The sequence below is a fragment of the Phaeobacter sp. 11ANDIMAR09 genome, assembly GCF_001294455.1.
Lineage (GTDB): Bacteria > Pseudomonadota > Alphaproteobacteria > Rhodobacterales > Rhodobacteraceae > Pseudophaeobacter.
Map to the genome: position 1 here is coordinate 42197 of NZ_LIKT01000025.1, position 24149 is coordinate 66345.

At 58.0% G+C, this 24149-nt stretch carries 13 protein-coding genes; 6 read left to right on the forward strand and 7 right to left on the reverse strand.

The window, feature by feature from the left end:
• Window positions 1-63: 63 nt before the first annotated feature.
• Window positions 64-831, forward strand: coding sequence for an ABC transporter ATP-binding protein (locus tag AN476_RS17965; protein WP_054463164.1), 768 nt, complete (start codon window positions 64-66; stop codon window positions 829-831).
• Complete coding sequence (locus tag AN476_RS17970; RefSeq protein WP_157063799.1) at window positions 824-1651, forward strand: ABC transporter permease; 828 nt, start codon at window positions 824-826, stop codon at window positions 1649-1651. The genes AN476_RS17965 and AN476_RS17970 overlap by 8 nt, the downstream gene beginning before the upstream one ends.
• Before the next feature lie 47 nt (window positions 1652-1698).
• On the opposite strand, the gene AN476_RS17975 is transcribed toward AN476_RS17970, so the two are convergent.
• Window positions 1699-2979 carry a glycosyltransferase gene (locus tag AN476_RS17975; protein WP_371257368.1) on the reverse strand — a complete coding sequence of 427 codons (1281 nt, stop codon included), beginning with the start codon at window positions 2977-2979 and terminating at the stop codon, window positions 1699-1701.
• Between AN476_RS17975 and AN476_RS23595 the strand changes: the two genes are divergently transcribed.
• Window positions 2917-3072, forward strand: a complete 156-nt coding sequence (locus AN476_RS23595; protein WP_371257369.1) for a hypothetical protein — start codon at window positions 2917-2919, stop codon at window positions 3070-3072. The two genes, AN476_RS17975 and AN476_RS23595, sit on opposite strands and share 63 nt — an antisense overlap.
• Window positions 3073-3408: 336 nt before the next feature.
• On the forward strand, window positions 3409-5622 hold the full coding sequence (locus AN476_RS17980) for an NADP-dependent isocitrate dehydrogenase (RefSeq protein ID WP_054463167.1): 2214 nt from the start codon (window positions 3409-3411) through the stop codon (window positions 5620-5622).
• Between the two features lie 155 nt (window positions 5623-5777).
• Here the strand turns inward: AN476_RS17980 and AN476_RS17985 are convergent, their stop codons facing one another.
• Complete coding sequence (locus AN476_RS17985) at window positions 5778-7691, reverse strand: methyl-accepting chemotaxis protein (protein WP_054463168.1); 1914 nt, start codon at window positions 7689-7691, stop codon at window positions 5778-5780.
• A gap of 230 nt (window positions 7692-7921) precedes the next feature.
• Window positions 7922-9400 (reverse strand): PLP-dependent aminotransferase family protein, encoded by a 1479-nt coding sequence (locus AN476_RS17990; RefSeq protein ID WP_054463169.1) that lies wholly within the window; start codon window positions 9398-9400, stop codon window positions 7922-7924.
• A 638-nt stretch (window positions 9401-10038) separates the two neighbouring features.
• Here AN476_RS17990 and AN476_RS17995 point away from each other — a divergent pair.
• Both AN476_RS17995 and AN476_RS18000 read left to right on the forward strand, forming a co-directional pair.
• Window positions 10039-11340 (forward strand): alpha/beta fold hydrolase, encoded by a 1302-nt coding sequence (locus AN476_RS17995; protein ID WP_054463170.1) that lies wholly within the window; start codon window positions 10039-10041, stop codon window positions 11338-11340.
• Between the two features lie 317 nt (window positions 11341-11657).
• Complete coding sequence (locus AN476_RS18000) at window positions 11658-12023, forward strand: hypothetical protein (protein WP_157063800.1); 366 nt, start codon at window positions 11658-11660, stop codon at window positions 12021-12023.
• A gap of 285 nt (window positions 12024-12308) precedes the next feature.
• On the opposite strand, the gene AN476_RS18005 is transcribed toward AN476_RS18000, so the two are convergent.
• From AN476_RS18005 to AN476_RS18020, 4 genes are all read right to left on the reverse strand, one after another.
• Complete coding sequence (locus tag AN476_RS18005) at window positions 12309-15212, reverse strand: DUF2339 domain-containing protein (RefSeq protein WP_054463172.1); 2904 nt, start codon at window positions 15210-15212, stop codon at window positions 12309-12311.
• Between the two features lie 369 nt (window positions 15213-15581).
• On the reverse strand, window positions 15582-20390 hold the full coding sequence (locus AN476_RS18010; RefSeq protein ID WP_054463173.1) for a M10 family metallopeptidase C-terminal domain-containing protein: 4809 nt from the start codon (window positions 20388-20390) through the stop codon (window positions 15582-15584).
• Between the two features lie 581 nt (window positions 20391-20971).
• Complete coding sequence (locus AN476_RS18015; protein WP_054463174.1) at window positions 20972-21343, reverse strand: VOC family protein; 372 nt, start codon at window positions 21341-21343, stop codon at window positions 20972-20974.
• A gap of 186 nt (window positions 21344-21529) precedes the next feature.
• Window positions 21530-23896, reverse strand: a complete 2367-nt coding sequence (locus AN476_RS18020; protein WP_157063801.1) for a bifunctional diguanylate cyclase/phosphodiesterase — start codon at window positions 23894-23896, stop codon at window positions 21530-21532.
• Window positions 23897-24149 lie beyond the last annotated feature (253 nt).

Here is a 24149-nt window from a genome sequence, read left to right on the forward strand (position 1 = left end):
GGGCGGGCGCTAGTCTCGCCCCGGACATCACATTCTACTCTTACAGTTTCGGAGCCCAGCTGCATGGATATTCGCCTTTCCGGTGTCAGCCATTCCTATGATGATTTTGAGGTGCTCCGCGACATCTCTCTAGACATTCCTTCGGGCAAGATTGTCTGCATTGTCGGCCCCTCGGGCTGCGGAAAATCCACCCTGCTGCGCTTTATCGGCGGGCTGGAGAAACCAACCCGGGGTGAGGTGCTACAAATCGGCAGCCCGCCTGCGGATTGTCTGAATCCGCTCACCTATATCTTTCAGGATTTTGCCCTGCTGCCCTGGCGCTCGGTGCGGGGCAATATCTCATTGGTGCTGGAGGACCAGGGCATTCGCGGACCACGCGCCGAGGCGATCATTGCCGATGTTCTGACCCGCACCAAACTCAGCGAGTTTCACAAGGCCCTGCCAAAGCAGCTGTCGGGAGGGATGAAGCAACGAGTGGCCATTGCCCGAGCTCTGGCGGTGAACCCCGCCGTGATGCTGATGGACGAGCCGCTTTCGGCGCTGGACAGTCAGACCCGGGAATTGCTGATGGATGATCTGGTCAGCCTCTGGAGCCGAACCCCCTTTACCGCGGTCTATGTCACCCACAATCTGGCCGAGGCCGTCCGCCTGGGCCATTCCATCGTAGTGATGTCGCGCCGCCCCGGAGAGATCCGCGAAGTGGTGCATCTGGAAACCCCATTGGACCAACGTCACTATGGCGACAGCGCCTTGGAAGAGAAACAGAAATACCTATGGCACTTGATGCGCGAAGAAGCGCGGGCTGCAGATGCGGAGCTGGTTCATGTCTGACCTGTCGTCAAAGCCCGCCAATACACCCCAGCCCCAGGCCCGTCAGGTCACCTTTCGTGGAGGTGGCTTTGCCCCGGCCAGCCATCGCTGGATCGGTGTTGTGGTCTTTGCCCTGCTGTTGACGCTGGCCGAGCTTGGCACCCGTCAGGGCTGGATCTCGCCACTGACCCTGCCGCTGCCCAGTGATGTGCTCAAAACCTTTGGCGAACTCTATGCTTCAGGACTGCTCTGGGCGCATCTGAGCGTCTCTCTGACCCGGTTGTTTGTGGGCGCTCTGATAGGCGCCAGCCTAGGCGTGGCAACCGGGGTTTTGATCGGGTTGTTTTCCTATGTGCGCGCCGGACTAGTACCGCTGACTGCAGCGCTTTTTCCAATCCCCAAAATCGCGCTCTTGCCGCTATTTGTAATCTGGTTCGGGATTGATGAGGGTTCAAAATATGCCCTGATCGCCTTTGGCACCTTTACCCCAACAGTGGTCGCCACCTATGGCGCGGTGGACAATGTTGACCGCAGCCTGATCCGTATGGGGCAGAGTTTCAACCTGTCGTGGATCTCGATTGTGCGCAAAATTGTTTTGCCTGGTGCCATGCCCGGCATCCTGTCGGGCCTGCGCATCAGCCTGGCAATTGCCATCATCCTGCTGGTTGCCGCTGAGATGCTGGGGGCGGAATACGGCATTGGCGCCTATATTCTGGAGGCCGGATCGCTCTATGATCTGGAACGCCTGTTTGCCGGGGTTGCTATCCTGTCCATGCTAGGGGTTACCCTAAGCGCTACAATCGGACTGATCGAGCGGCGCGTGCTGAACTGGCGCCAATAATATCCCACCTCAAAGCCGGACGGGGGCGAATGCCCCCGCTGCGCAACTCAGTTTCTAGCGGCATCCCACCCGGGCCGCAAAAGGGGCTGAGACCGCTTTCCTTGCTGCGATGGGCCAACCGGCAAGTGGCGCGCAATCAGCCCGGCGCGATGCGCAAAGACCTGGGCGTCGCTAAAGGGCAACCCGTCAGCACGGGCCTTTACGATGGTTTTGGCCAGCCTGCTGCGGTTTGCGTTCAGCTCGGAAATCTCATGCGCCAGGGCCTCGGTATCGCCACGTGGCACCAGAACCCCACCGCCCTGACCCGAAATCAGATCCCGCGCAAAGGCCCCCTCATAGCCCAGAATTGGCGTCCCGCTGGTCAGGGCCTCAATCAGACAGCGCGGCGACTCGGGCGTCTTGTGGCAAAACAAGAAGAGATCGGCCTGTCGCAACGCGTGCAGCACCGCCGCGTGATCCTCAACAAAACCGGCAAAATGGACCTTCTCGGACAATCCCGCCCGTTTGATACGCGCCTGCATCTGCGGCAGCGCCTCCCCTGCGCCCAGCCAGCTGGCCTCAAACTCGACGCCCAGCACATTCAGCCGCTCTAGCACCGTGGTCCAGTCGATCGGCCCCTTCATCGCCTCGGCCCGGCCCGTGTAGATCAGCCGCAGAGGCCGATTGCCGCCAACATCAGCGACTTTGTCCGCCAGAGCCTGGTCACTGATATGATCCTCTTCGGCAATGTGGATGTCATGCACCAGCTGTGGGTTGCGACACATCCCATGATAGGCCTGAAAGGTCTCGGCCCCGTGGAAGAGCCCCAACGCCGCCCGTTCGATCACCACCTGTTCCAGCCAGGCCATGGGACGGTGATACAGCTTCCCCCGCAGACGGCTGCGCCAGGTTGTCTGGTCCAGCGCTTTGTCGCGGGGGCGTTCTTGTGACTGACGCATGACTTCGGATTCGACTCGATCCGTCCAGACCGCATAGGGGCGCTGCATCTGATGCGCCGCAAGGCAGGACACCGCGCCCCAGTCCCCAAACAACCCGCCAATTGCAAAGCTCAGATAATCGGCCTGGGAAATCAGCGCGCGGATCCGCTTTAGGGTCTGTGGCAAGGCCCGCAGAAACTGATCCGGCCGGTAGGCCATGGGCAGCGGTTCAATGTGAACCCGTAGCAAATCTTGCTGGTGCTCGATCAATGGCACCCAGCCCGCCGCTGGCGCTGTCGCACTGACGGGCATCATCACTGTGACCTGATCAAAATGGCGCGCCCAAAGATGCAGCCCGTTTACCGCCTGGCGTTCAATATAGAGCGCCCCCTCAAAAAGATGCAGCGGCACCGGAGCATAGATCAAAAGGTTAGATTTTGGCGCGATCCCTGTCATAAAATGACTCCCTGGCAGCGGAGGTCTCACTGCCTCCTGTCCAACTAGGATAGTTAAAATTTTCCTAAAATTGCGAGCACCCCTTCGCGCAGTTTCGCAACGCAAAAGAGGTAGGTCATGCCGCGCAAAAGGATTGGGCCAGGCACCAAAAGGAGCAACAAGACGCGCACAAGTGCATAAATTTGCGTCACCGCGTCAATCTGCCGAAGCAAAATTCGCATCCTAATGATTGCACCATCCGCGCTCCTGCTCTACATGAGGGCCTAAATGGCCCCTGCCCGGACTCTAAACTCGGCGCCTGGTCCGTTCCGTCTCTTACATGAGATGTAGTGCAGCTACATTACAGTCACCAAAGCTTCCGTTATCGCTGAAAGGTTGAGAAACATGACAGAAAAATCAAACCCCGACATTCTGTATACCATCGTAGACGAAGCCCCCGAGCTGGCCTCGGCGTCCTTTCTGCCGATCATCCGCAAGTTCGCTGCTGCTGCCGATGTCAGCGTTGGAACCAAGGATATTTCCCTGGCCGGTCGCATCATTGCCGCCTTCCCTGAAAAGCTGAACGAAGACCAGCGCCAGACAGACGATCTCGCTGAACTGGGCAAACTGGTCAAAACCCCAGATGCCAATGTCATCAAGCTGCCCAATATCTCGGCTTCGGTGCCCCAGCTGGTGGCCGCCATCGAAGAGCTGCAGGCCCAGGGCTATGACATCCCGTCCTATCCCGAAGAGCCCGCAACGGAGGCGGAAAAAGACGCCCGTGCGCGGTATGACGGTTTGAAAGGCTCTGCGGTAAACCCCGTTCTGCGCGAAGGCAACTCGGATCGCCGTGCTGCCCGTGCGGTCAAGAACTACGCCCAGAACAACCCGCACTCGATGGGCGCTTGGGTGGCTGACAGCAAGACCAAAGTCTCGTCGATGCCCGGCAATGACTTCTATGCCAATGAAGTCTCCGCAACTATCGCGCCGGCCCAGGCGGGCAATGCCAAGATCGAATTCGTCGGCAAAGATGGTTCGGTTTCCGTGCTGAAAGACGGCTGGCCTTTGGAGGCTGGCACCGTTGCGGATGCAACCTTCATGTCCGCCAAAGCTCTGGGTGCCTTCCTGGCCGAAGCTATCGAGGACACCAAATCCGACGGCACCATGTTCTCGCTGCATATGAAGGCCACCATGATGAAGGTCTCCGACCCGATCATCTTTGGCCATGCGGTCAAAGCCTGGCTGGCCCCTGTGTTCGACAAGTTCGGCGCTGAGATGGACGCGCTGGGTGTCAATGCAAACTCCGGCATGGGCGATCTGCTGGACCGCGTGGCTGGCAATGCCGATATCATGGCAGCGATCGAGGCCGTCACCGCCGAGCGTCCCGCCATGTATATGGTGGACAGTGACAAGGGCATCACCAACCTGCACGTGCCTTCTGATGTGATCATCGACGCCTCGATGCCGGCCGTGATCCGCGCCGGCGGCAAAGGCTGGGATGCAGCAGGCAACAAGGGCGACACCAACTGCGTCATCCCTGATCGCTGCTATGCCACCATCTATGATGAGACCATCAACTTCTTCAAAGCCAATGGCGCGCTGGACGTGACCACTGCGGGTTCCGTTGCCAACGTCGGTCTGATGGCACAGAAGGCCGAAGAATACGGCAGCCACCCGACCACCTTTGAAGCCCCTGCAGATGGCACCATCCGCGTGGTTCTGGCCAATGGTGAAACCCTGCACAGCCATGAGGTAGAGGCAGGCGACATCTGGCGTTCTTGCACCGCCAAACAAGCTCCCATCGAGAACTGGATCGAACTGGCCTTGGACCGTCAGCGTCTGACCGGCTCGGAAGCAATCTTCTGGCTGGACGCAAACCGCGCCCATGACGCCGAGCTGATCAAATATGTTCAGCCCGCGCTGGAGGCGGCTGGCAAAGCCGATCTGTTCCAGATCATGGCCCCACGCGAAGCCACCGCGCAATCGCTGAAGACCATCACCGCAGGTCAGGACAGCATCGCCATCACCGGCAACGTGCTGCGTGACTATCTGACCGATCTGTTCCCGATCCTCGAGCTGGGCACCTCGGCCAAGATGTTGTCGATCGTGAAACTGATGAAAGGCGGCGGTTTGTTTGAAACTGGTGCTGGTGGCTCGGCACCCAAACACGTGCAGCAGCTGGTTGAGCAAAACCACCTGCGCTGGGATTCAATGGGTGAGTTCTGCGCCCTGGGGGAAAGCCTGAACTTCCTGGCCGACAGCAAAGGCAACGCCAAGGCTGGCGTGCTGGGCGCGGCTGCCGAAGTGGCAACCCAAGGCATTCTGGACCAGAACAAATCGCCTTCGCGCAAGGTGGGCGAGCCCGACAACCGTGACAGCCACTACTGGTTTGCCCGTTTCTGGGCCGAAGCCTTGGCAGCACAAGCCGATGATGCCGATCTGGCGGCGGAGTTCGCGCCTGTCGCCAAAGCGCTGGTCGAGGGTGAAGAAGCCATCCTGGCCGAGCTGGCAGCGGCCCAGGGTCCTGCTGCCGATATCGGCGGCTATTTCCGCCCAAGCGTGGCGCTGAAAGCCAAAGTGATGCGCCCCTCTGCGACCTTGAACGCCATTATCGGCTAAGGTCTCGCGACTAAAAGGAAACAAAAAGCGCCCGGCAGGTCTGCCGGGCGCTTTTTTCGTTCTTGGTCTTCTTTTGGCTCACGGAGGGGGCGCTGCCCCCGCCTTCCCTAGAGGGAGACTCCCCCGGAAAATTTTCAGAAAGATGAAGCCCGGGTCTAGAAATCCTGCCACAAATCCTTGGCGGCATTCCCCTCTGTGCTGGCGCTGACCGGGGCGGAAGCTGGCGCCGCAGCTGGGGCGGGCGCTTCAAGATCCCAATCGTCATCCCCATGGGCCGAAGGCACGGAAGGGGTCGCAAAAACGGCATTGCTTGGCATCTGGGGCGCCGGGGCGCTGCCGTCAACCCTGAAGACCGCAACCAGCTCGGCCAGTTTGGACGAGTCAGTTTTAAGCAGATGTCCGGCAGCGGTTGCCTGTTCCACCATGGCAGCGTTTTGCTGGGTCACCTGGTCCAACTGCGTCACTCCGGTGTTGATTTCTCCCAGGCCAGTCGACTGCTCCACAGCCCCTTCGGCAATGCCCGAAACCAGTTTGGAGATATGGCTCACCTGACCCACGATACTGTCCAGAGCTTCGCCCGCCTTGCCAACCAGGTCCACACCACGGGCAACCTGTTTAGAACTGTCGCCGATCAATGTCTTGATCTCCATCGCAGCATCCGAGGAGCGCTGCGCCAAGGCGCGCACTTCCGAGGCCACAACCGCAAAGCCTTTGCCAGCCTCACCGGCACGGGCCGCTTCCACCCCAGCGTTTAGAGCGAGCAGATTGGTCTGGAACGCGATATCATCAATCACCGAGATAATTTGACCGATATGGTTCGAACTCTCTTCGATTTCGGTCATCGCCGAGACCGCGCTCTGCACCACTTCGCCGCTGACTTCGGCTTCCTGTTTGGCGGCCTCCATAGTGGCCTCAACGCTTCGGGCACCATCCGCAGCCGATTTTACACTTGCGGTCAGCTCATCCAGGGCGGCTGCGGTCTCTTCCAGCGTGGCCGCCTGGCTTTCGGTACGATGCGACAGATCATCCGAGGCCTGACTGATTTCAGCCGCCCCATTGCGAATGGAGTTGGTGGCTTCGACCATGCGGGACATGGTGCCGCTGAGGGTTTCGACTGTCTGGTTGAAGTCCTGACGCAACTGGCCATAGTCGGCGGGGAATTCGCTGCCGATTTTGACAGTCAGATCCCCCTGCGACAGGGACGACAGGCTGTTACCCAGAGTTTTCACCACTTCGGCCTGCTCTTTTTCACGTATCTTCTGCTCGCTTTCCAGCTCCTTTTGGCGGCTCAGAGACTGACGGAAAATGTCCAGCGTACGGGCCATATCCCCGATTTCGCTTTTGTTGCCGGTGGCTGGGATCGCGGTATCCGTATCGCCATCTGCCATGGTGTGCATCCGGTGCTTCAGCGCATTGACAGGTTTGGTCACGCTGCGGGTGATCACGGTTGCCCCAATGGCAAGAACCGCAAGGCTGATCACCAGAGAGACCAAAGCCGTCATCCGCATGATGGACAGCTCCGCCTCAATATCTTCGACATAGGCACCGGTCCCGATGATCCAGCCCCAGGGCGCAAAGGCTTTGACATAGCCCATCTTGGCCTGCTGAATGTCCGAGTCCGGCTTGTTGAAATGATAGATGACCGAACCGGCCCCTGCAGCTTTGATGACCTTGTTGAATTCTTCAAAGACGCGCACACCGTTGACGTCCTCAAAGTCAGTCTGCACATTGCCGATCAAGCTCTTGGCGACGGCATGGGCGCGCATGACATTGTTTTCATCAAAAGCAAAGAAGTACCCTGCAGTTCCAAACCGCAGCATCTCGATTTGAATCTTACCTTGCTCTTGGGCTTCTTCGAGGGTGAGCGTGCCGGCCTGTACTTGCTGGTCCAGATCTGAAAGCGCACTGATCATGACGTCAGCGACACTGTTGAGTTCCTTTTCCCGCATCTCATAGGCGTTCTCTACCGAGCGCGACAACAAGACAAAGGTCAAAAGCGCGGCGAGTCCCACCGCAAGCCCTGCTAGGGCATAAATTCTTACTGGCAATCGGAACAACACTTGGGGCATAGGGGATCGTCCTTTAACGCTAATCTTGCCCCAGGCTAGATATGGCCCCCTAATATTCAGTTATTTCTACCTGTCCGCGCCTCAACCTGCCGGGAAAAACGTCAGAAAACCGACAGGGAATACCGAATTTTCGCCTCAAAAGGAAAGTGGGAAAATTCGAAAGCAACTTTGGGTATAATTAACCCTCACTTCCCCTTGTTGCCCTAAGGGAAGGAGAATCGCTGCAATACTTAGGCGCGGATCTGCTCCAGAACCCGCCCCAAAAGGCCAAGCCCCTGACGCAGCTCGACCTCGCTGTAGCCGCAGAACCCAAGGACCAAACCATTATAGAGCCCGTCCGTGAGATCAGGGGACTGCACAAATCCCGAAAGTGCCTCAACCGAAAGCCCCAGTTCTGAGGCGCGGCTACAGATCTCAGCGTCTTGCAGCCCACAGGTCAGATGGAAAACGACCTGCATGCCGGCCTGATGGTCCACACAATAGCCGTAGGCACCAAACTCCTGGGCCAGCTGCTCCAATAGAAACCGGCGGCGTTCGGCATAGATCCTGCGCACCCGGCGCAGGTGCCGATAGAACTCTCCGCTCTGGATAAACTCCGCAAGCGGCTGTTGTGGCATGCTGCTGGCCCTGGGGGCAAAGCGGCAAATGCTAACGGTAAAATGCTCTGTCAGCGGCTCTGGCAGGATCAGGTAGCCAAGGCGCAGCGCGTTTGAAAAGATCTTGGAGAAACTGCCCACGTAGAGCGTGCGCTGCAGATGGTCAAACCCCGCCATGGCTGGGATTGGGCGTCCTGCATAGCGAAACTCGCTGTCGTAATCGTCTTCAATAATCCAGGCCTCGGATTTGGTGGCCCAGCGCAAAAACTCCATGCGTCTGGCCGGGGACATGGCACCGCCCAGCGGAAACTGATGGGACGGGGTCAAAATCGCCAAGCGCGGGCTGGCCGATCCATCAGGCAGGACGGCCCCGTTTTCATCAACCTGCAGATGGTGCGGGATTAACCCTTGAGCGGTGATGAAATGTTGCAAAGGCTTATAACCGGGATTCTCCAGTGCGACACTGTCGCCCCTCTGGGCCAAGGCATGCAGACATAGCTCCAGCGCATCCGTGGCCCCGGCCGTGACAATGACCTGCGCAGGTTCAGCTGAGATGCCCCGCCATTCCGCTACATGGTCGCAGATGGACTGCCGCAGGGCCAGCGAGCCAAATCCGCGCGCACCGGTGAACATGGCCTGCGGGTCAGAGCGGCAAATCCGGGCTACGGTCTTCGCCCATTGCCGATAGGGAAACAGCCGCATGTCCGGGGTGCCGGCGCGAAAGGGGGTAACGCCCTGCCCCTCAGCCGTGCCCTTCGCAGCGCCGCGGCTCTGTCTTGTCTGCGTGGTTGGTTCGGCAGCTCCTTTGCGAGCTTTGGTCCGTTGCGGTGTGGGCTGAGAAGTCAGCTCTACCTCGCCCGAGGCGCAGAGCCGATAGCCCGAGCCCTGCTGGCTGCTGAGATAGCCCTCGGCCACCAATTGTTCGTAGGCGGTAACGATGGTCGAGCGCGACACCCCCAGTTCGGTGGCAAAGACACGGGTCGGCGGCAGTTTACGGCCAAGGGCAAGCTGCCCGGACGCAGCCCGCAAACGAATGGCGGCGCAGATTTGCTCGAACACGGGCGTGTCGGCGGCACGATCAATGGAAAAGCCCAACCACGGCGTCTGTGTCATTTGAGGTCTCGCAGAATTGGTATGTTCATAATTGCCAATAATGGACACTAACGAACATCCAAAAACAGGGCAATCTGCGCGGAACATCTATCGGAGATCTTTTACTCTTCTCTGCCGCAGACACTGTGGCTTTTTCGCTGGCCTATTTTGTCGAGAATTGACCTGTCTTTTGCTAGTCGGCCGGATCCTGGTTGAACCCGGTGGCAACAGCCCAGTCTGATGGGGTGGCAATGTTGGCTCCACCCCGATGAGCCAAGGCAGCTTTTGGCGGGCTTGCGGCCAGGATGCGCAACCTTAAAAAGAACGCTGCGTTATAGCCTCCCGCCCTTGGGAGAGGCTTGACCCAGCCCCCTGCCCGTTGATCATCTGTGGCAAGGGGGAGCGCGATCTTTGAGAGCAACGACCAAGACCATTCAAAGGTTCAGGCCATTGGGCCTAACCAAACACCGTCGTCGCCTCTCGGTATAGCTCCTGTCGAGGGAGATTAAGGGAATTCTATTCGGCCCAGCCTCTCTTACTGCCAGATTGAGCCTGGGCTGAACCGCATTGTTACATTGCCCCCTTAAGGCTGGCGCCATCCCTGAACACAGGCCCGCTGCAATCCTGCGGCATTCAGTTGGAAAAATTGGGAGAGAGACATGTCAAAGAAAACCTATGCCGCCGGCCTGGGGCTTGCCCTGACCGCAGCAGCGCTGCCTCTGGCAAGTTCTGCTGAGAACCGCATCGATCGCATCCGGCCGGACGCGCCCGAGCTTGCTGCCTTTGGCCCCTATCCCATCGGGGTGCAGACGCTAGAGTTCATCAATCCGGGCCAGAATGACATCCTTAACACCAGCACCGAGGCGCAGCCGCTCTATGATCGCGCCCTCACAGTAGAGGTCTGGTATCCGGCCGCCACAGGAACCGAACCCGGCGGCAGCTACCGCGCCATGCTGCGCGATGGCAAAACAGAGGTGACTCTGCATGGCCGGGCCGCCCGTGACGCAGCTCCTGCCAACGGCACACGCTTTCCGCTGGTGGTGATTTCCCATGGCTACCCTGGCAACCGTTATCTGATGTCCCATCTCGGTGAAAATCTGGCGACCAAGGGCTATGTCACCGTCTCGATTGACCATCGCGACAGCACCTATTCTGATCAGGCCGCCTTTGGCTCAACTCTGCTGAACCGACCGATTGATCAGCGTTTTGTCATTGATCAAATGGAGGCGCTGGATGGTCCTTTGGGAGCAATTGTCAACGCCGAGCAGACAGGGGTGATCGGCTATTCCATGGGCGGTTACGGCGCTTTGATCTTTGCCGGAGCCGGGGTAACCGAGGCTTCGACCCAATATAGCTGGGGCACCCCTGCGGGGCTGTTGGCCCGACACCAGGCCGGATCTGATAGCCATGCCGCCCTGAATGACGCCCGGGTCAAAGCGGTGATTGCCATTGGCCCCTGGGGGATGAACACCGGCTTCTGGGATGCAACTGGCCTGGCCGGGATCAACAAACCGCTGATGATGATGGCCGGTAGCGCTGATGATGTCTCGATCTATCCGGCAATGCGCAAGATCTTTGAGGGCGCCGTCAATACCACCCGCCACCTGTTGACTTTTGAAGCCGCCAACCACAATGCAGCCGCACCGATGCCCGCCCCGATCGAGAGCTGGGAGCCGGTCGACAATCTCGACTTCATTCCCTTTGAGCACTACGCGGATGCGGTTTGGGACACCAACCGGATGAACAATATCACCCAGCATTTTGCCGCCGCCTTTATGGGACTGCATCTCAAGGGAGAAACCCAGAATACCTCCTATCTGGAGCTGGAACCAAATGCAGCTGATGGTGTCATCTCCAAGGATGATGCAGGAAAGGAATTGCCAGACCACACCCATTGGAAGGGTTTTGCACCACGCACTGCTCTGGGACTGCGCTTTGAGACCCTGACAGCCACTCCCTAGCCGCGGCTCTCAAACCAGACTCTCTCCTCCCCCATGCAGGTCGACTAGGGCCGCCGTCCGTTGGGAGGGGGGAGGATTTTCAAAACAGAATAATGAGCTGCATACATTTCGGCATTGAATGGCAGTCCCCTTTCGGACCTGCGGCGGCAGAGGAGTTCAATACTAGGCTGCCCCATTCTCCCCCTTAAACTATTTGACATTTGAGCACAGAATTCGCGAAGACTGGTGCAGTGCAACTCTGAGTAAGCCCAGTGTATCGATTCAGCCCTGTCCTTCGAAGCTTGACTGCTGCCCTTGCAATTATTGTGGTGACGCCCGTGCTCAGCAAAACCGTGCCAAGCGTTGTTTTACAGTGTGATGTTCAAACGCACCCGCAGATCTGCTCAGCATTGGCAGAGGCGCTACAGCAAAAGCTGCCCGACCAATCCCTCGTGATTGTCGATCCGGCCGATGCGCTCGAGCCGCCTGCCCCGGCTTTGACCATTCGCTATAGGGAACAAAACCGAACCCAAGATTGGCTCGTCGGCCAGCTGATCTGGCAGGTTCAGCAGGAGCCGCCAGTGACTGGCCCCGCCCTGGAACTTTCCGTGATGGACAAAAATTTACAGGGCATTGATCTCGCCTCCTTTGCTGAGGCCCTGATACAGATCTCAGGGCTTCGGATTTCGAACCCCACAGATTAAGCCGCGCATTCGCCAATACATCCCTTGCCGGTAGATCATCAGGCATGCTCGATACCTACGTGCACTGGCGCGTGAAATGTTAGTCTATCGGATCTCGAGACCCGCTGGGCAGGGACCGCCAGCACAAAGATGGCCGGCATGATGCTTTGCTGGGGGGCGACCAGTGATCCGCGAGGACGTCCTCGTTCAAACACACTGCAGCATGCAATCAGAGGCCCCATGTAAGTGGTACAAGAAAGGCCCGCCGAAGCGGCGGGCCTTTCTTGTACCCAACGCTGTTCCTCGTCAGGGATCTTCGGAAGGGTCCTGGATCCGCCCCTTTTCCCATTGGGCATTCATGATACGGTTGAGCCAAGCAAGCCCGACCAGGGCCAAGCCCAGGCCCATGAAGGAAAACACCCGCGTCAGCCCGGACAATCCGCTCATATCCACCAAGAAGACCTTGGCAATTGTCAGGACAACGCCTGCCATGGCGAGGCGTCGCAACAGATCCGAGCGGCGCCAGAAGGCCAGCATCAAACCCGCAGCCGAGGCAATCAGCAAGGCCAGGGTGTAGGAATAGAGCTCGGCATCAATGACCCCCGGCAGGCTCAGATCATCGCCGCGCCAGAAACGACGGATTTCCAGCGCGATATAGAAAGCCCCCAACAGGCTACCAGCACCGATGCTTGCAATGCGGATCCAGCGCCGCAGCTGGCCCAGCCAGAGCGCAGCACAGGCAAAAACCACTGCCAAGGGCAGATAGGCCGCCGCCAAACTATCAAAGAGGATCGGACCCTTTACCGCTTCGCTACTGGAGAGCAGCGGATTGGCAAAGACCATCAGCCCGACAATGCTGCCCAAAGCTGCCAGCCCGTAGCCAAGAACCAACAGCCCTCGCAGCGCCGTAGAGAGCCTGCCGCTTAGGGTCATCCGATAGAGTTGGTTGACAAGCGAGGCGGTCCAGACGGTTGCCATCAGCCCCATGCCGGCATGGCTGTAGCGCATCTCTTCGGGCAACAGACGCAGGATCAGCACCGACAGGAACACCGCACCGATCAAGGCGCTGGCGCTTTCCAGCACCAACCGGGTCTTGTCGCGTTTTTGGCGCGCCACAAACCAACCCAGCCCCAGCAAAGCCAGGCTCCCGAGATAGCCAAGGAAGATCTGCCTCAAAGGGGTGCTATAGTGCCAGCTGCCCTCGGCGAAATCCCGGTCCAGCGCCCAGTCGACACCGGGGTCCAAAACCAGCCGATAGGTAATCACTGCCACACCAATCTGCACAAACAACGCCAGTGCGGGCAGGTCATATTTCTGATCAATCAAGACCACCAACAACACCATCACCGCCAAAGCCAGGGTCAGCGCCGTCTGGGCCAGAACCAGAAACAGAGCAAAGGCAATCAAGGTCAGTGCCGAGATGGCAAACAGCGCGACCCGCAGATCTTTGTCAGCGCCCCTGGGCGCGTTACGGGCGCAGCGTTCAGTCAAAAAGGTCATGCAGGCCGCAGTCGCCAGCACCACCAGCGCCCAGGTGTAAACACCATGCACTTGGGCCGGGCTCCAGGTGAACTCCAGGATCAACAACATCATTGGCGCAAAGCTCGCCGCGCCAATGGTCCAGAACAGCGCAGGCCCCGCCTCTGTCGGGCGCGCGGCCAAGCACCAGCGTTGGCGCAGATAGCCCAGGGCTGAGCCCAGAAGGCCAATCGCCACCAGTGCCCAGATCGTCTGCGGCGCGGCGGTTTCAGGCGGCCGGTCGACGGCGATCTGGTAGGCGCGAAACAGCGGGCCCGCGCTGAGTCCTTCGATCAGGACCACCGCCAGGATCGCGCAGCCCGGCACCAATGCGTGATCAAACAAGGCCGGGGCCTGCCGCATCCAGATCAGACAGGCCAAGAACAGCGCCACCAAGGCCATAAGCGCAAAGCTAACTGTGGCCGCCTGCTCGGCGTGCAAGGCCACAAAGACCCCAGCAGCACCAACCGCACAGATGGCGGTCGCAGAAATCCGGGTGGGGAACTCGGGATAGCTCCGCTTGCCCTGTGGGATTTGGAACAGCGAAAATACAGCGGGGCCATCATGGTCCGGCCAAAGACGGCGCTGCGGCAGCACCACCGCCGCCAGGGCAATCAGCAAAAGCGAGGTCAAGAAATGCACCTCGCCTGCTCCCGAAAGATAGAGCAACAGACAGGCCGTGAGTGGCGCTGCCAGAGCGAGCCCAGAGATCCAGGCCCAGCGCTTGACGGTGTCAACGCCCAACCCGACGGCGGCAACCAGGGCAAAATAGTAATACAGCATCCAAGTATCCTGCGATTGCCCGCCCACCAAAAAAGGAACTGCACTGGCGCCCAACAGCCCCAAAGCTGTGAGGAAGGCCCCATAAAACCAGCCCAGCACCAGGGCCAGCAGCGACACCAGACAAAGCGCCGCAAAGCTGGGACCCGGATCTATCAGCTGATACATAAGTCGCGCCGACAAGAGCCCGGAAAACAGCGTGATCAGCCCTGCCCCGGCCAGGGCCGATGGCAGATACTGCGCCGCCCCATCCGTGGCGTCGCCCACACGGCGGCGGATGGTTTCGGCACCCGCAATAAGGGCCAGGCCAAAGCCCAGCGCCGCTATGATACGCCAAAATGGCGTCAACAGGCCGTTTTCAACACCGTATTGCACCATGAACAACCCGGCCAGCGCCAGCGATACAGATCCCGCGGCCAACACCCAATTCTCGCGCAGCCAGAGGCTCAGCGCAGCAAGAGTATCACCGCGCAACACATAGGCGCGTGGGGGCTGCGCTTGTGCAGCGGTCGGCTGGGCTGCCAGGCCTGAGATCGGGGGCCTGCCCGTCGCGCCCCCCTCTTTCGCCTGGCTGCGTCCGTCCTCTGCCAGGTCAGCTCGCGCGGCCAATGTTTCATCCGCGGTCGGGGCCTCTTGCGCAGTTGACGCCGCTTCTGCGTCTCCACCCGCTGCAAGCCCCCAGGGGCCAGAGGCCTGCTTTGGCGCAGCGACCTCTGGCGGCTGTTGCACCGCGCGTTTTGGTGAAGCTGTCGCAGCCTCATCGGTGAACACTGCGCTTTCAAGGGAGCGTATTTGGGCTTCCAAATCGCGCACCTGCGATTTCAACCGGCTGTGCGACACCAGCAGGTAAGGAACACCTAACAGAAAAACGACGCCAAGGAGCCCCAGCAGGAGCAGACTAAAATCTAACATAAAGGGATCATTTCAAAGCAACCAAATTTGCTCCGAAGCTAAGCAAGAATTGCACAAGTGACAAGCGAAGCTCAGCAAGGGCAAAGCTGGGCCGCCCCGCCCTGTCCCAACTCTCCGCAGGCGCGATCCGGACTGCGCCGGGGGGCTACATCTTTGCCGCGACTTAGCTCCCGTGTAGTGCCGATGACATCGCAGGCGGTCGCAGCGCTCTGCTTGCACCTGGGAAAATCATGCAAAAACTCGATATATTGCCGAGGTATCTGGATTGCCGGGGGAGCCGAACACAGGAAGGGCGGCCCCCTGTGGCGCCGCCCAAGTATTTTCCCTCTCTCTGCGATTGGCCAAAGCCTCTGCCAGACAGATGCGCGCTTAGGCAAACCAGTCCAAGTCAATCTCATCGGTGAGCCTTGATCTGCTCAGCAGCGCGATATCCAGCGCATCTGCACCGCCCTCACCATCCGCATCATAGGTTAGCCAGACCCCCCGTTCGCCGACACCGGGTTCTGCCAGCGCAAAATGCCCTGCGGCAAAAGCTGCTGCGAGGTCGGCGCCCAACTCGACCATCAAGCCATCAAGGTCCAAGAGATCACCGTCTCGTCGAGAGAAATCGCCAATGGTATCGCCAATGTCGTCGGAGGACCCAAAAACAAAGACATCCGCACCGCTGCCGCCAACTAGCAGGTCCAGGCCCGCGCCGCCGTCGAGCAGGTCATCACCGGATCCGCCAATCAGATGATCTGCGCCCGTTCCGCCCGCAATGATGTCATCGCCGGTCCCGCCATCCAGTTTATCGGCGCCTTCACCACCTGTCAGACTATCGATCCCGTCACCACCTTTCACCGAGTCGTCGCCCGCACCGGCATCAATCGTGTCGTTGCCCTTTCCCCCATCAACCGTATCGGCGCCCGCCCCGGTCACAATGCTATCAGCGCCCAAGCCCGATTTGACCGTATTGTCTCCGTCTCCGGCCTGGATCGTGTCATTGCCGGCATCCGTGTCGATGTCATCATTGCCACTGCCGGCAAAGACAAAGTCATCCCCCTTGCCGGTATCGATCTGGTTGTTGCCCTCCCCTGCAGAAATACTGGCGTTGCCATTCAAGATCTTGATGGTGTCATCGCCGCTTCCCGCCGTCACGGTACTGGCACCGGCCCCCAGAGTTGCCGAATTTTCGCCGTTGCCCAGGTCGATGTGGTGATCCCCGCTGCCAAGACGCAGACTGTCATCTCCCGCACCGGCACTAACGGTGACATTGCCATCGCCGGCCCGCAGGTTGTTTGTGCCATTGCCAAAGGTTACTGAGTGGCTGCCATGACCCAGTTGGACAGTGTTATTGCCCAGACCGGTGGTAATCACATGATCCCCGTCTCTGACGCGGACGGCGTTTTTGCCATCTCCCGTAGCAATTGTCAGATTGCCATTGCCTGCAGAGATATTGTCATCACCGGCGCCACTGGTGATGGTGGAGTTCCCATTGCCAAGGCGGATTGTATTCTTGCCACCTGTATCCGTAACAGTCTGATTGCCATGGCCTAGGTTGATATTGTCATCTCCAGCCCCTGTTGTGACTGTGTGGTTACCGACACCGGCACGAAGCTGATTGTTCCCAGCCGTTGCGGAAATGATATAGGCTCCCTTGCCAACAGTGATACGATCGTCGCCAATACCCGTCGTCACAGTACCAGCGCCATCGGCAATGCGGATCTGGTTTCTGCCATCCCCCGCATCAATCGCATGGGTGCCCTTGCCTGCGGTAACTCTGTCGTCGCCCACTCCGGCAGTCAGGGTGAGACCCCCATCACCTACTCGAACCTGGTTGTGACCCTCGCCCACATGAACGGTATAGGCACCTATACCACCGGATATCAGATCCGCACCGGCCCCACCGGTGATGGTTGCATCGCCATCCCCAACCCGGATTGTATTTCTTCCATCACCTGCACTAATCGCATGGGTGCCCTTGCCTGCGGTAATACTGTCGTCGCCAGCACCTGTGGTGATGGTCTGATTGCCATCTGCGGTCCGGATCTGGTTCTTACCTGCCCCGGCAATGATCGTGTGATTGCCGGCGGCCAGCGAAATTCTGTCGTCGCCATCGCCGGTGTTCACCGTGTGGTTGCCTGCACCAACCCGGATCTGGTTGTTGCCGCCGCCCGCATCAATCACCGCCCCGCCAGAACCTGCGGTGATCTGGTCCCGTCCCGATCCCGCTGTGATCTCGACCGAACCATTTCCAACCCGGATCTGGTTGTCCCCCTCTCCGGCAGAGATCACGTGATCCCCATGCCCGACAGAAATGCGGTCATTGCCTAAACCGGTTGAAACGGTCTGATCCCCATTGCGCACTGTTATTTGGTTGTTTCCGTCACCGGCATCAATGGCATAGGAGCCAGTTCCACCGGTGATCCGGTCGGCGCCATCACCTGCGGTCACCGTCGCGGCACCATCGCCCATACGAATGGAATTCTTGCCGCTACCGGCTGCAATCACGTGGCTGCCAGAACCTACGGTGATGCTGTCATCGTCTTTGCCCGTGGTGATCCTCTGATCACCGTCTTTTACCCGGATCTGATTGCGGCCATCACCGACACTGATCACAAAGGATCCCTCCCCGCCGGTGACCCGGTCCAGGCCATCGCCAGCGGAAATGGTGGCATTCCCATCACCAACCCTGATTTGGTTATCCCCGCCTCCAGCCGAGATATTGTGAGTGCCGTCTTTGGCATCAATCCGGTCCTTCCCCGCACCTGTGGTCACCACATGAGTGCCAGCGCCGAGGCGGATCTGATTATCCCCTTCACCCGCGTTAATCTGATGATTGCCGTCACGTATTGTGATGCGGTCACTCTCGGCACCCGCAGTGACTGTATTGTTCCCATGGCCAAGCGTGATCTGGTTTCGACCGCCGCCTGCATCGACGAAATTGGAGCCATCGCGCGCGGTAATGCGATCATCGCCCGATCCGGAGGTTACCTGATTGTCGCCATTGCCAAGCGAAACCTGGTTCTTCCCCTCACCCACAGCAATGACATTAGAGCCGTCACCTGCCGTCACCCGGTCCGCGCCTGCGCCTGTGGTGACGTTGTTGTTGCCATCACGGACATTGACCGAATTGGTCCCATCCCCGGCATTGACCGTGTCATTACCGTCACCAGTGTCGATGCGATCACTGTCTGCACCGGTGGTCACTTGGTCATTTCCTGCGCCGGATTTGATCGTGTTTTTCCCATCCCCCACCGAAATCACATCATGGCCTGCACCTGTGGTGATGGTATTGCGACCATCCCCGGCATCAATCACATTGCTGCCGACCTCGTCTTTGATGCGGTCGTCCCCGCCTCCCGCGGAAATCGTATCATTGCCGGCGCCACCCTCGATATTGTTGCGCCCTTCGCCACCGTCAATGACGTCATCCCCATCGCCGCCATACAGACGGTCACCGCCTTCGCCCCCCGAGAGGCTGTCATCTCCGTCATCGCCATACAGATAGTCATTGCCAGCGCCTCCCAGCAGCGTGTCACTCCCCGCGCCGCCATAGAGTTTATCAATCCCGGAGTTGCCCTCCATCTGGTTGTCCAGATCATTGCCGTAGCCAGTGTTGCGCCCGGTGCCAAATTTGACATTTTCAATATCCGAGGTCCCAGAAATGGTCAGTGTTTTGGAACCAATGCGGCTGACGGCACCATTTTCCAACCGGATCGTGGTATTCAGCGTCACCGCGCTCAGATCCAGGGTGTCGATGCCACCGTCGGTGTCATCAATCTGCCCCAGCGCAGGATACCAATTGGTCTGAAAACTGTCGGTAAAAGTATAGGTCGTATCCGGAGAATCCGGCTCTGGCGGCGGCGGAGGCGGAGGCGTCTCGCCGCTGTCGATGATCGAGGCCACATCCGCGTGATCAGAGACCCCGGTCAGAAACACCAGCTGCGTATCGATCCCGTTGTAGCTGACCATCAGCCAAGAGCCACCACTTCCTGCCACCAGCGAGACCACGCCATCCGCAGCAGCGGTCGACCCGCTATAGCCAATCGCCACCAGTAAGGCGGTGATGTCCAGCTTGTCGCCGGCAGCAAGGTCAAAATCGGTGATCGTGTCGCCAGCATCTGCAAGCGTCGCATAGACAAAGCGGTCTGCACCGCTGCCCCCCGTCAACAGATCAGCGCCTTCCCCACCAATCAAAACATCATTGCCGTCTTTGCCATCAATCTCATCGGTGCCCGCGCCGCTTTCCAAGCGGTTGTCGGCTGCATTGCCCGAAATCGTATCCTGGCCGGAACCGGTAATGGCGTTTTCAATAACCGTGTCACGCCCGATCGAGAAATTTCCGACCCATCCATTGAGATCCGAATAGGTCTCTTCACCAAGGTCTAGCCGCTGATTGTAGCTGCGCGAGGCCAGATTGATCAGATCAATACCGCCACTGTCGACAATGGCCACAGCCAGGTTTTCAGTGAGATCCATGCCAAAACGTCCGGTGCTGTCCCCATCGCCATAGGTGGTGTCACCGCTTTCGACATTGGTTGGTGTGCCATAGAGCTGCTGGATCGCTGCAATATCCGCCAGCTGCGCCGTGGCAAGGCGCAAATAGGAGGCATCGGTATAGGTGTTTTCCGACTGGCTGAAGTAGGACATGATCGACATCTGCCAGCTGTCGTTGGCAAAGGCTGCATTGGCTCCATAGCTGGCGCTGCCGTTGTAATTCCCGGTATGGCCTAGCCCCAATGCATGGCCGATTTCATGGATATAGGTCTGCAGATAATAGGTGCCATAGTTCGACCAGGAGGTCGCCACGTTGATACTGGAGCTGACAATGGTTTCACCGCTCACCATGGAGCTGGCATAGGCCCCGGACTGGTTGTCATCAAAGGTGATCTGGGCATTGGAGCTTTGGACGAATTCAATGCCGGTTACCGCAGTCCAAGCCTCCAGAGCCTTGACCGCAGTCTCCCGACCCAGAGCATTCAAGCCAGTGATATTGACCGTGAGCTGGCCGCCGGGTTCGACATCAAAGGAGCGCAGTCCACGACCTGTATCTTCCCAATAACCCCGGTTTAGATAGTCGGCCACTTGGTCAACTGTATAAACCGGCTTGGACCCGGAACTTGTCGCGCCAGAAGAGGTCGAAGTCGTATCCTCTACAAAGAGCGGATGCTCCCGGTCACCACAAAATTCACACATGCCACTGCCCTCAACGGTTCAAATTCTAAAAAGGAGAAAGCCAACTCACATGCTGGTGCTGGCCCGTTTTCACAGGTTCTCTGTCAAAATCATCACTCAAAAGATCCATCGCCGCACTGGGGAGCTGAACAGGCTTGATAGCTGTTCAAAGCCCTTCGCCCGCGCCAGCCCAAAGGGGGTGCAAGCTGTCATATCAAGGCGATTTTTCCAAAGATCTGCCAGGTGGAATTGGGTCTTTCGCCGTTCTGGCTAGGCTCAACTGTAGCAAGAGAACCGAGGCACAAACTCGGTTCAAATGTGGCACAAACATGGCGCGTCCTTCGGCTTTGCTTCAGTTTTGCAAAGAATTGCGACGACCCCATCGCCCCGAGCCAAAGCCAAAACATGGTCCTGCGCGAGAAGACCAAACAGTACTTAGGTTTTATTGGAAAACTCTGGCCACATCGATGCGGTGGCACGTCCTTCAAAACCCTGAACGGGCAAGCGGACAGAAAACCCATCATGACGGAGCGGCGCCAGGGGCTGCCCCTTAGCAGCAATAATCTGGCCCGGCGGAGAGGTCCGCCAGACCAGCTCGGGCATCAGCCAAAGAGGTAGAAGGCAATTTTGTTGCCATCAAGATCGCGCACATAGGCGCCGTAGAACCGGTCAGGAATACGTTGCCCGGGCGCGCCCTCGCAACGCGCGCCCAAAGAAATCGCCTTGGCATATAGCGCATCAACCTCTTCTTTGCTCTTTGCGGCAAAGGCCACCATGTTGCCATTGCCCGGCTGCGGGTCATTTTTGTCATAGGGCTCGCAGACCGAAATCATCGCCTCCTTGGGGGTGGCCCCGATCATCGCAATGCGCCCCGCATCAATGATCACCTTTGCCCCGCGATCCGCAAAGAGATCACAATAAAACGCCTTGGCCTTTTCGATATCCGAAACGCCAACAGTTACATATCCAATCATCCGATTTTCCCTTGTTTTTTCGAAGGGTACCCGCAGTTTGTCGCAGGTCAAGCGCACAAAACCGTTACCCTTCGTCGCCCTTAAGGGTAACCACGAGGCACGGAAGGAGGTTCCATCCCCCGCGGCACCAGCCTGCATCGGTACGCCTTGATGGCCGCCTGAGGGGGCAAAGGCGCTGCCCAAATTCTATTGGCCGGAGGCCTGCGCAGCAATCTCCGTCACAAAGCGCTCGGTGTCTTTGCGGGTCATTGGGCGGCTGTACAGATAACCCTGGCCATCGTCACACCCAAGCTGGGTCAGAAGCTCAACATTGGATTGATCCTCAACCCCTTCGGCGATCACAGAGAGGCCGAGGTTATGCCCCAGCTGCACAATCGTACTGACAATTGGACTGGAGGCCGTCTTGGAAAGATCTCTGACAAAGGACTGATCAATTTTGAGCCTATTGAGCGGCAGATCTTTAAGATAGCTCAGCGAAGAATACCCCGTGCCAAAATCATCCAAGGCGATGGAGACGCCCAGCTCCGACAGCTCCTGCAAGGTCGCCGCGATCTTTTCCTTGGAGGTGATCAAAACCCCTTCGGTGACTTCCACTTCTAATAGCTCTGGCGGCAGATCCGTTTCATGCAACACCCGGGAGACCAGTCCGGTTACATCCGTTCTGGCGAATTGGACGGGGGATATATTCACCGACACAACCGGGGGCGCCTCCGGCATCAGATCCATCCATGTCCTCGCGTCCTGGCAGGCGCGTCGCAATAGGTGTTCGCCCAGCTCAACGATCAAACCCGTTTGTTCCGCTATGGATATAAATACATCTGGTCGCACGCGACCAAGCTCTTCATCCTCCCAACGTGCAAGCGCTTCAAACCCCACAAGCCGCCCATCACTCAGAACATGCTGAGACTGGTAGTGGGTGTCAATTTCGCCGGCCCGAACGGCCCGTTTTAAGCGTTCAATGGTGGTGTTGCGCAGGGTAAGCCTGTTTTGCATCTCGGCGTCAAAAAAGGTGATGCGATCACGGCCCGCGCTCTTGGATTCATACAGTGCCATATCTGACAACGACAGCAGCTCCAGCCCCTGCTGCGTGTCTTCTGGAAACCTGGAAACCCCGATGGAGGCCGTCACCTGCACAACAAAATCTTCGACCTGAAATAGCTGTGACAAACGCTCACATATGGACTGCGCCATCCAGGAAATCTCGGCAGTGCTTAGAGGCTTGTCACGGTTCATCATGACCAGGAACTCATCCCCTCCAAGCCGCGCAACCCAGGTATTACCGCCAGTGCTCTCTTGCAGTCGATCCGCCACTTTTTTGAGCAATAGATCGCCCACATGATGACCATAACTGTCATTGACCTGCTTGAAGCCATCCAAATCGACCAATAGGGCCGCCGCATAGTGATCATCTGCCCGTAGTTCTGATAGTTTCTTTTGGATCGAGTTCCGGTTCAACAGAGCCGTAAGCCCATCAAAAGAAGCCAGAAACTGCACCTTTCGCTCAGCCACCACTGCTGCAGTAGCATCCGCAAAGATCCCACGGAAGCCTTGGAACCTACCCCGCTCATATTGCGGCCGCCCCTTCACCAAGATCCAGTGCACTTCACCATTAATCACACTGTTCAAGGGTAGGCGCACATCATGGAATTCCACTTTGTCCTGCAAGGCCTGTTGAAGATGTTCAATATCCTGCCGAGCTGCAGCAGTACAATTGGCCGCCAGGAGCTCGAACAGATTGATACCCTCAGCTTCTTCGTCCAAAGGGGTGCACATCTCCAGGACCTGAGCGGGCGCGCTCAGGAGCAATCCGTCTTTGTCTGTCTGCCACAGCCATTCCGTCGCCTGCTCTTCATAATCCTTAAGCAAAAGCTCAACGACCTCGCTTTTGGCGCTGAGGCTCTCATGGGTGTTGAAGGCAAGCCTGGCTGCTTTTGCCGCCTCCAGCGTGGCATTGAACAGGCTGACCCCAGCTGCAACCATCAATCCAGCAATAAGAAAATCCGAATTGGACCCCAATGTCAGAGCGCAGACAAGTGCCACCAGAGAATTGCCAATTGTCTGGACGGCCAAATAGGTCATTCCCGCCAAAGGCGCATGCGAAAACCCGGTTGTCCCCAAGGCCAGGGAACCGGCCATGATCCCGGTAATAATAGCTTTCTGATCCCCTTCAACGATTGGATAAAACAATGCCATTCCGATGGTCCAGAACAGCGAGTTAAAAAAAGTTTGGATCACAAAGCCACGCATATCCTCGGCGGATCCAGTCGTTTGATAAACCTTTGTCCAGGAATAAAAAATCCACCAAGAGAAAAGAATTATCGAGGCCGTCCACAAAAGGACCAAACCATCCCGGCCAAGGCCCCAAGCATTCAGGGACAGGGCCGGCGCAAATAGTGTATTGCCCAGCAGCATGACACGCATCTGCTCGATCGTACCGCGCATCTGACTGCGTCGCAGCCGGTTCGCCGCCTCTTCAGATAGGCCCTGCGTCGTTAGAACACCAAAGCCCAACCTAGAAAACACCCGACCGGCAGACTGAAAAACGTTACTCAAAACCCAAGCTCATATTTGCACTTCACCCCCAACACGCGGGTAAACTCAGCGTAAAACCCACTCGTAAACATGCAGTTGTTCCAGTTCAGGTTTACGCTGGGGAAGATTTATCGAATAGCTAAATATTTATGCGCCTTGCAAGAAAATCTCAAGAAACAGATCTTCGGACAGGTTCATAGGGTTGGTTCATGGGGAGATGTTCACCCAAAGCAAATCAGCGAGTAATACTTTTGAAAAAATATTGGAAAAGCGA

Excerpts from the sequence above, each read along its gene's own strand:
- AN476_RS17965 (WP_054463164.1), top strand. The coding sequence starts at position 64 with ATGGATATTCGCCTTTCCGGTGTCAGCCATTCCTATGATGATTTTGAG.
- AN476_RS17970 (WP_157063799.1), top strand. The coding sequence starts at position 824 with ATGTCTGACCTGTCGTCAAAGCCCGCCAATACACCCCAGCCCCAGGCC.
- AN476_RS23595 (WP_371257369.1), top strand. The coding sequence starts at position 2,917 with ATGCAGCCCGTTTACCGCCTGGCGTTCAATATAGAGCGCCCCCTCAAA.
- AN476_RS17980 (WP_054463167.1), top strand. The coding sequence starts at position 3,409 with ATGACAGAAAAATCAAACCCCGACATTCTGTATACCATCGTAGACGAA.
- AN476_RS17985 (WP_054463168.1), bottom strand. The coding sequence starts at position 7,691 with ATGCCCCAAGTGTTGTTCCGATTGCCAGTAAGAATTTATGCCCTAGCA.
- AN476_RS17990 (WP_054463169.1), bottom strand. The coding sequence starts at position 9,400 with ATGACACAGACGCCGTGGTTGGGCTTTTCCATTGATCGTGCCGCCGAC.
- AN476_RS17995 (WP_054463170.1), top strand. The coding sequence starts at position 10,039 with ATGTCAAAGAAAACCTATGCCGCCGGCCTGGGGCTTGCCCTGACCGCA.
- AN476_RS18005 (WP_054463172.1), bottom strand. The coding sequence starts at position 15,212 with ATGTTAGATTTTAGTCTGCTCCTGCTGGGGCTCCTTGGCGTCGTTTTT.
- AN476_RS18010 (WP_054463173.1), bottom strand. The coding sequence starts at position 20,390 with ATGTGTGAATTTTGTGGTGACCGGGAGCATCCGCTCTTTGTAGAGGAT.
- AN476_RS18015 (WP_054463174.1), bottom strand. The coding sequence starts at position 21,343 with ATGATTGGATATGTAACTGTTGGCGTTTCGGATATCGAAAAGGCCAAG.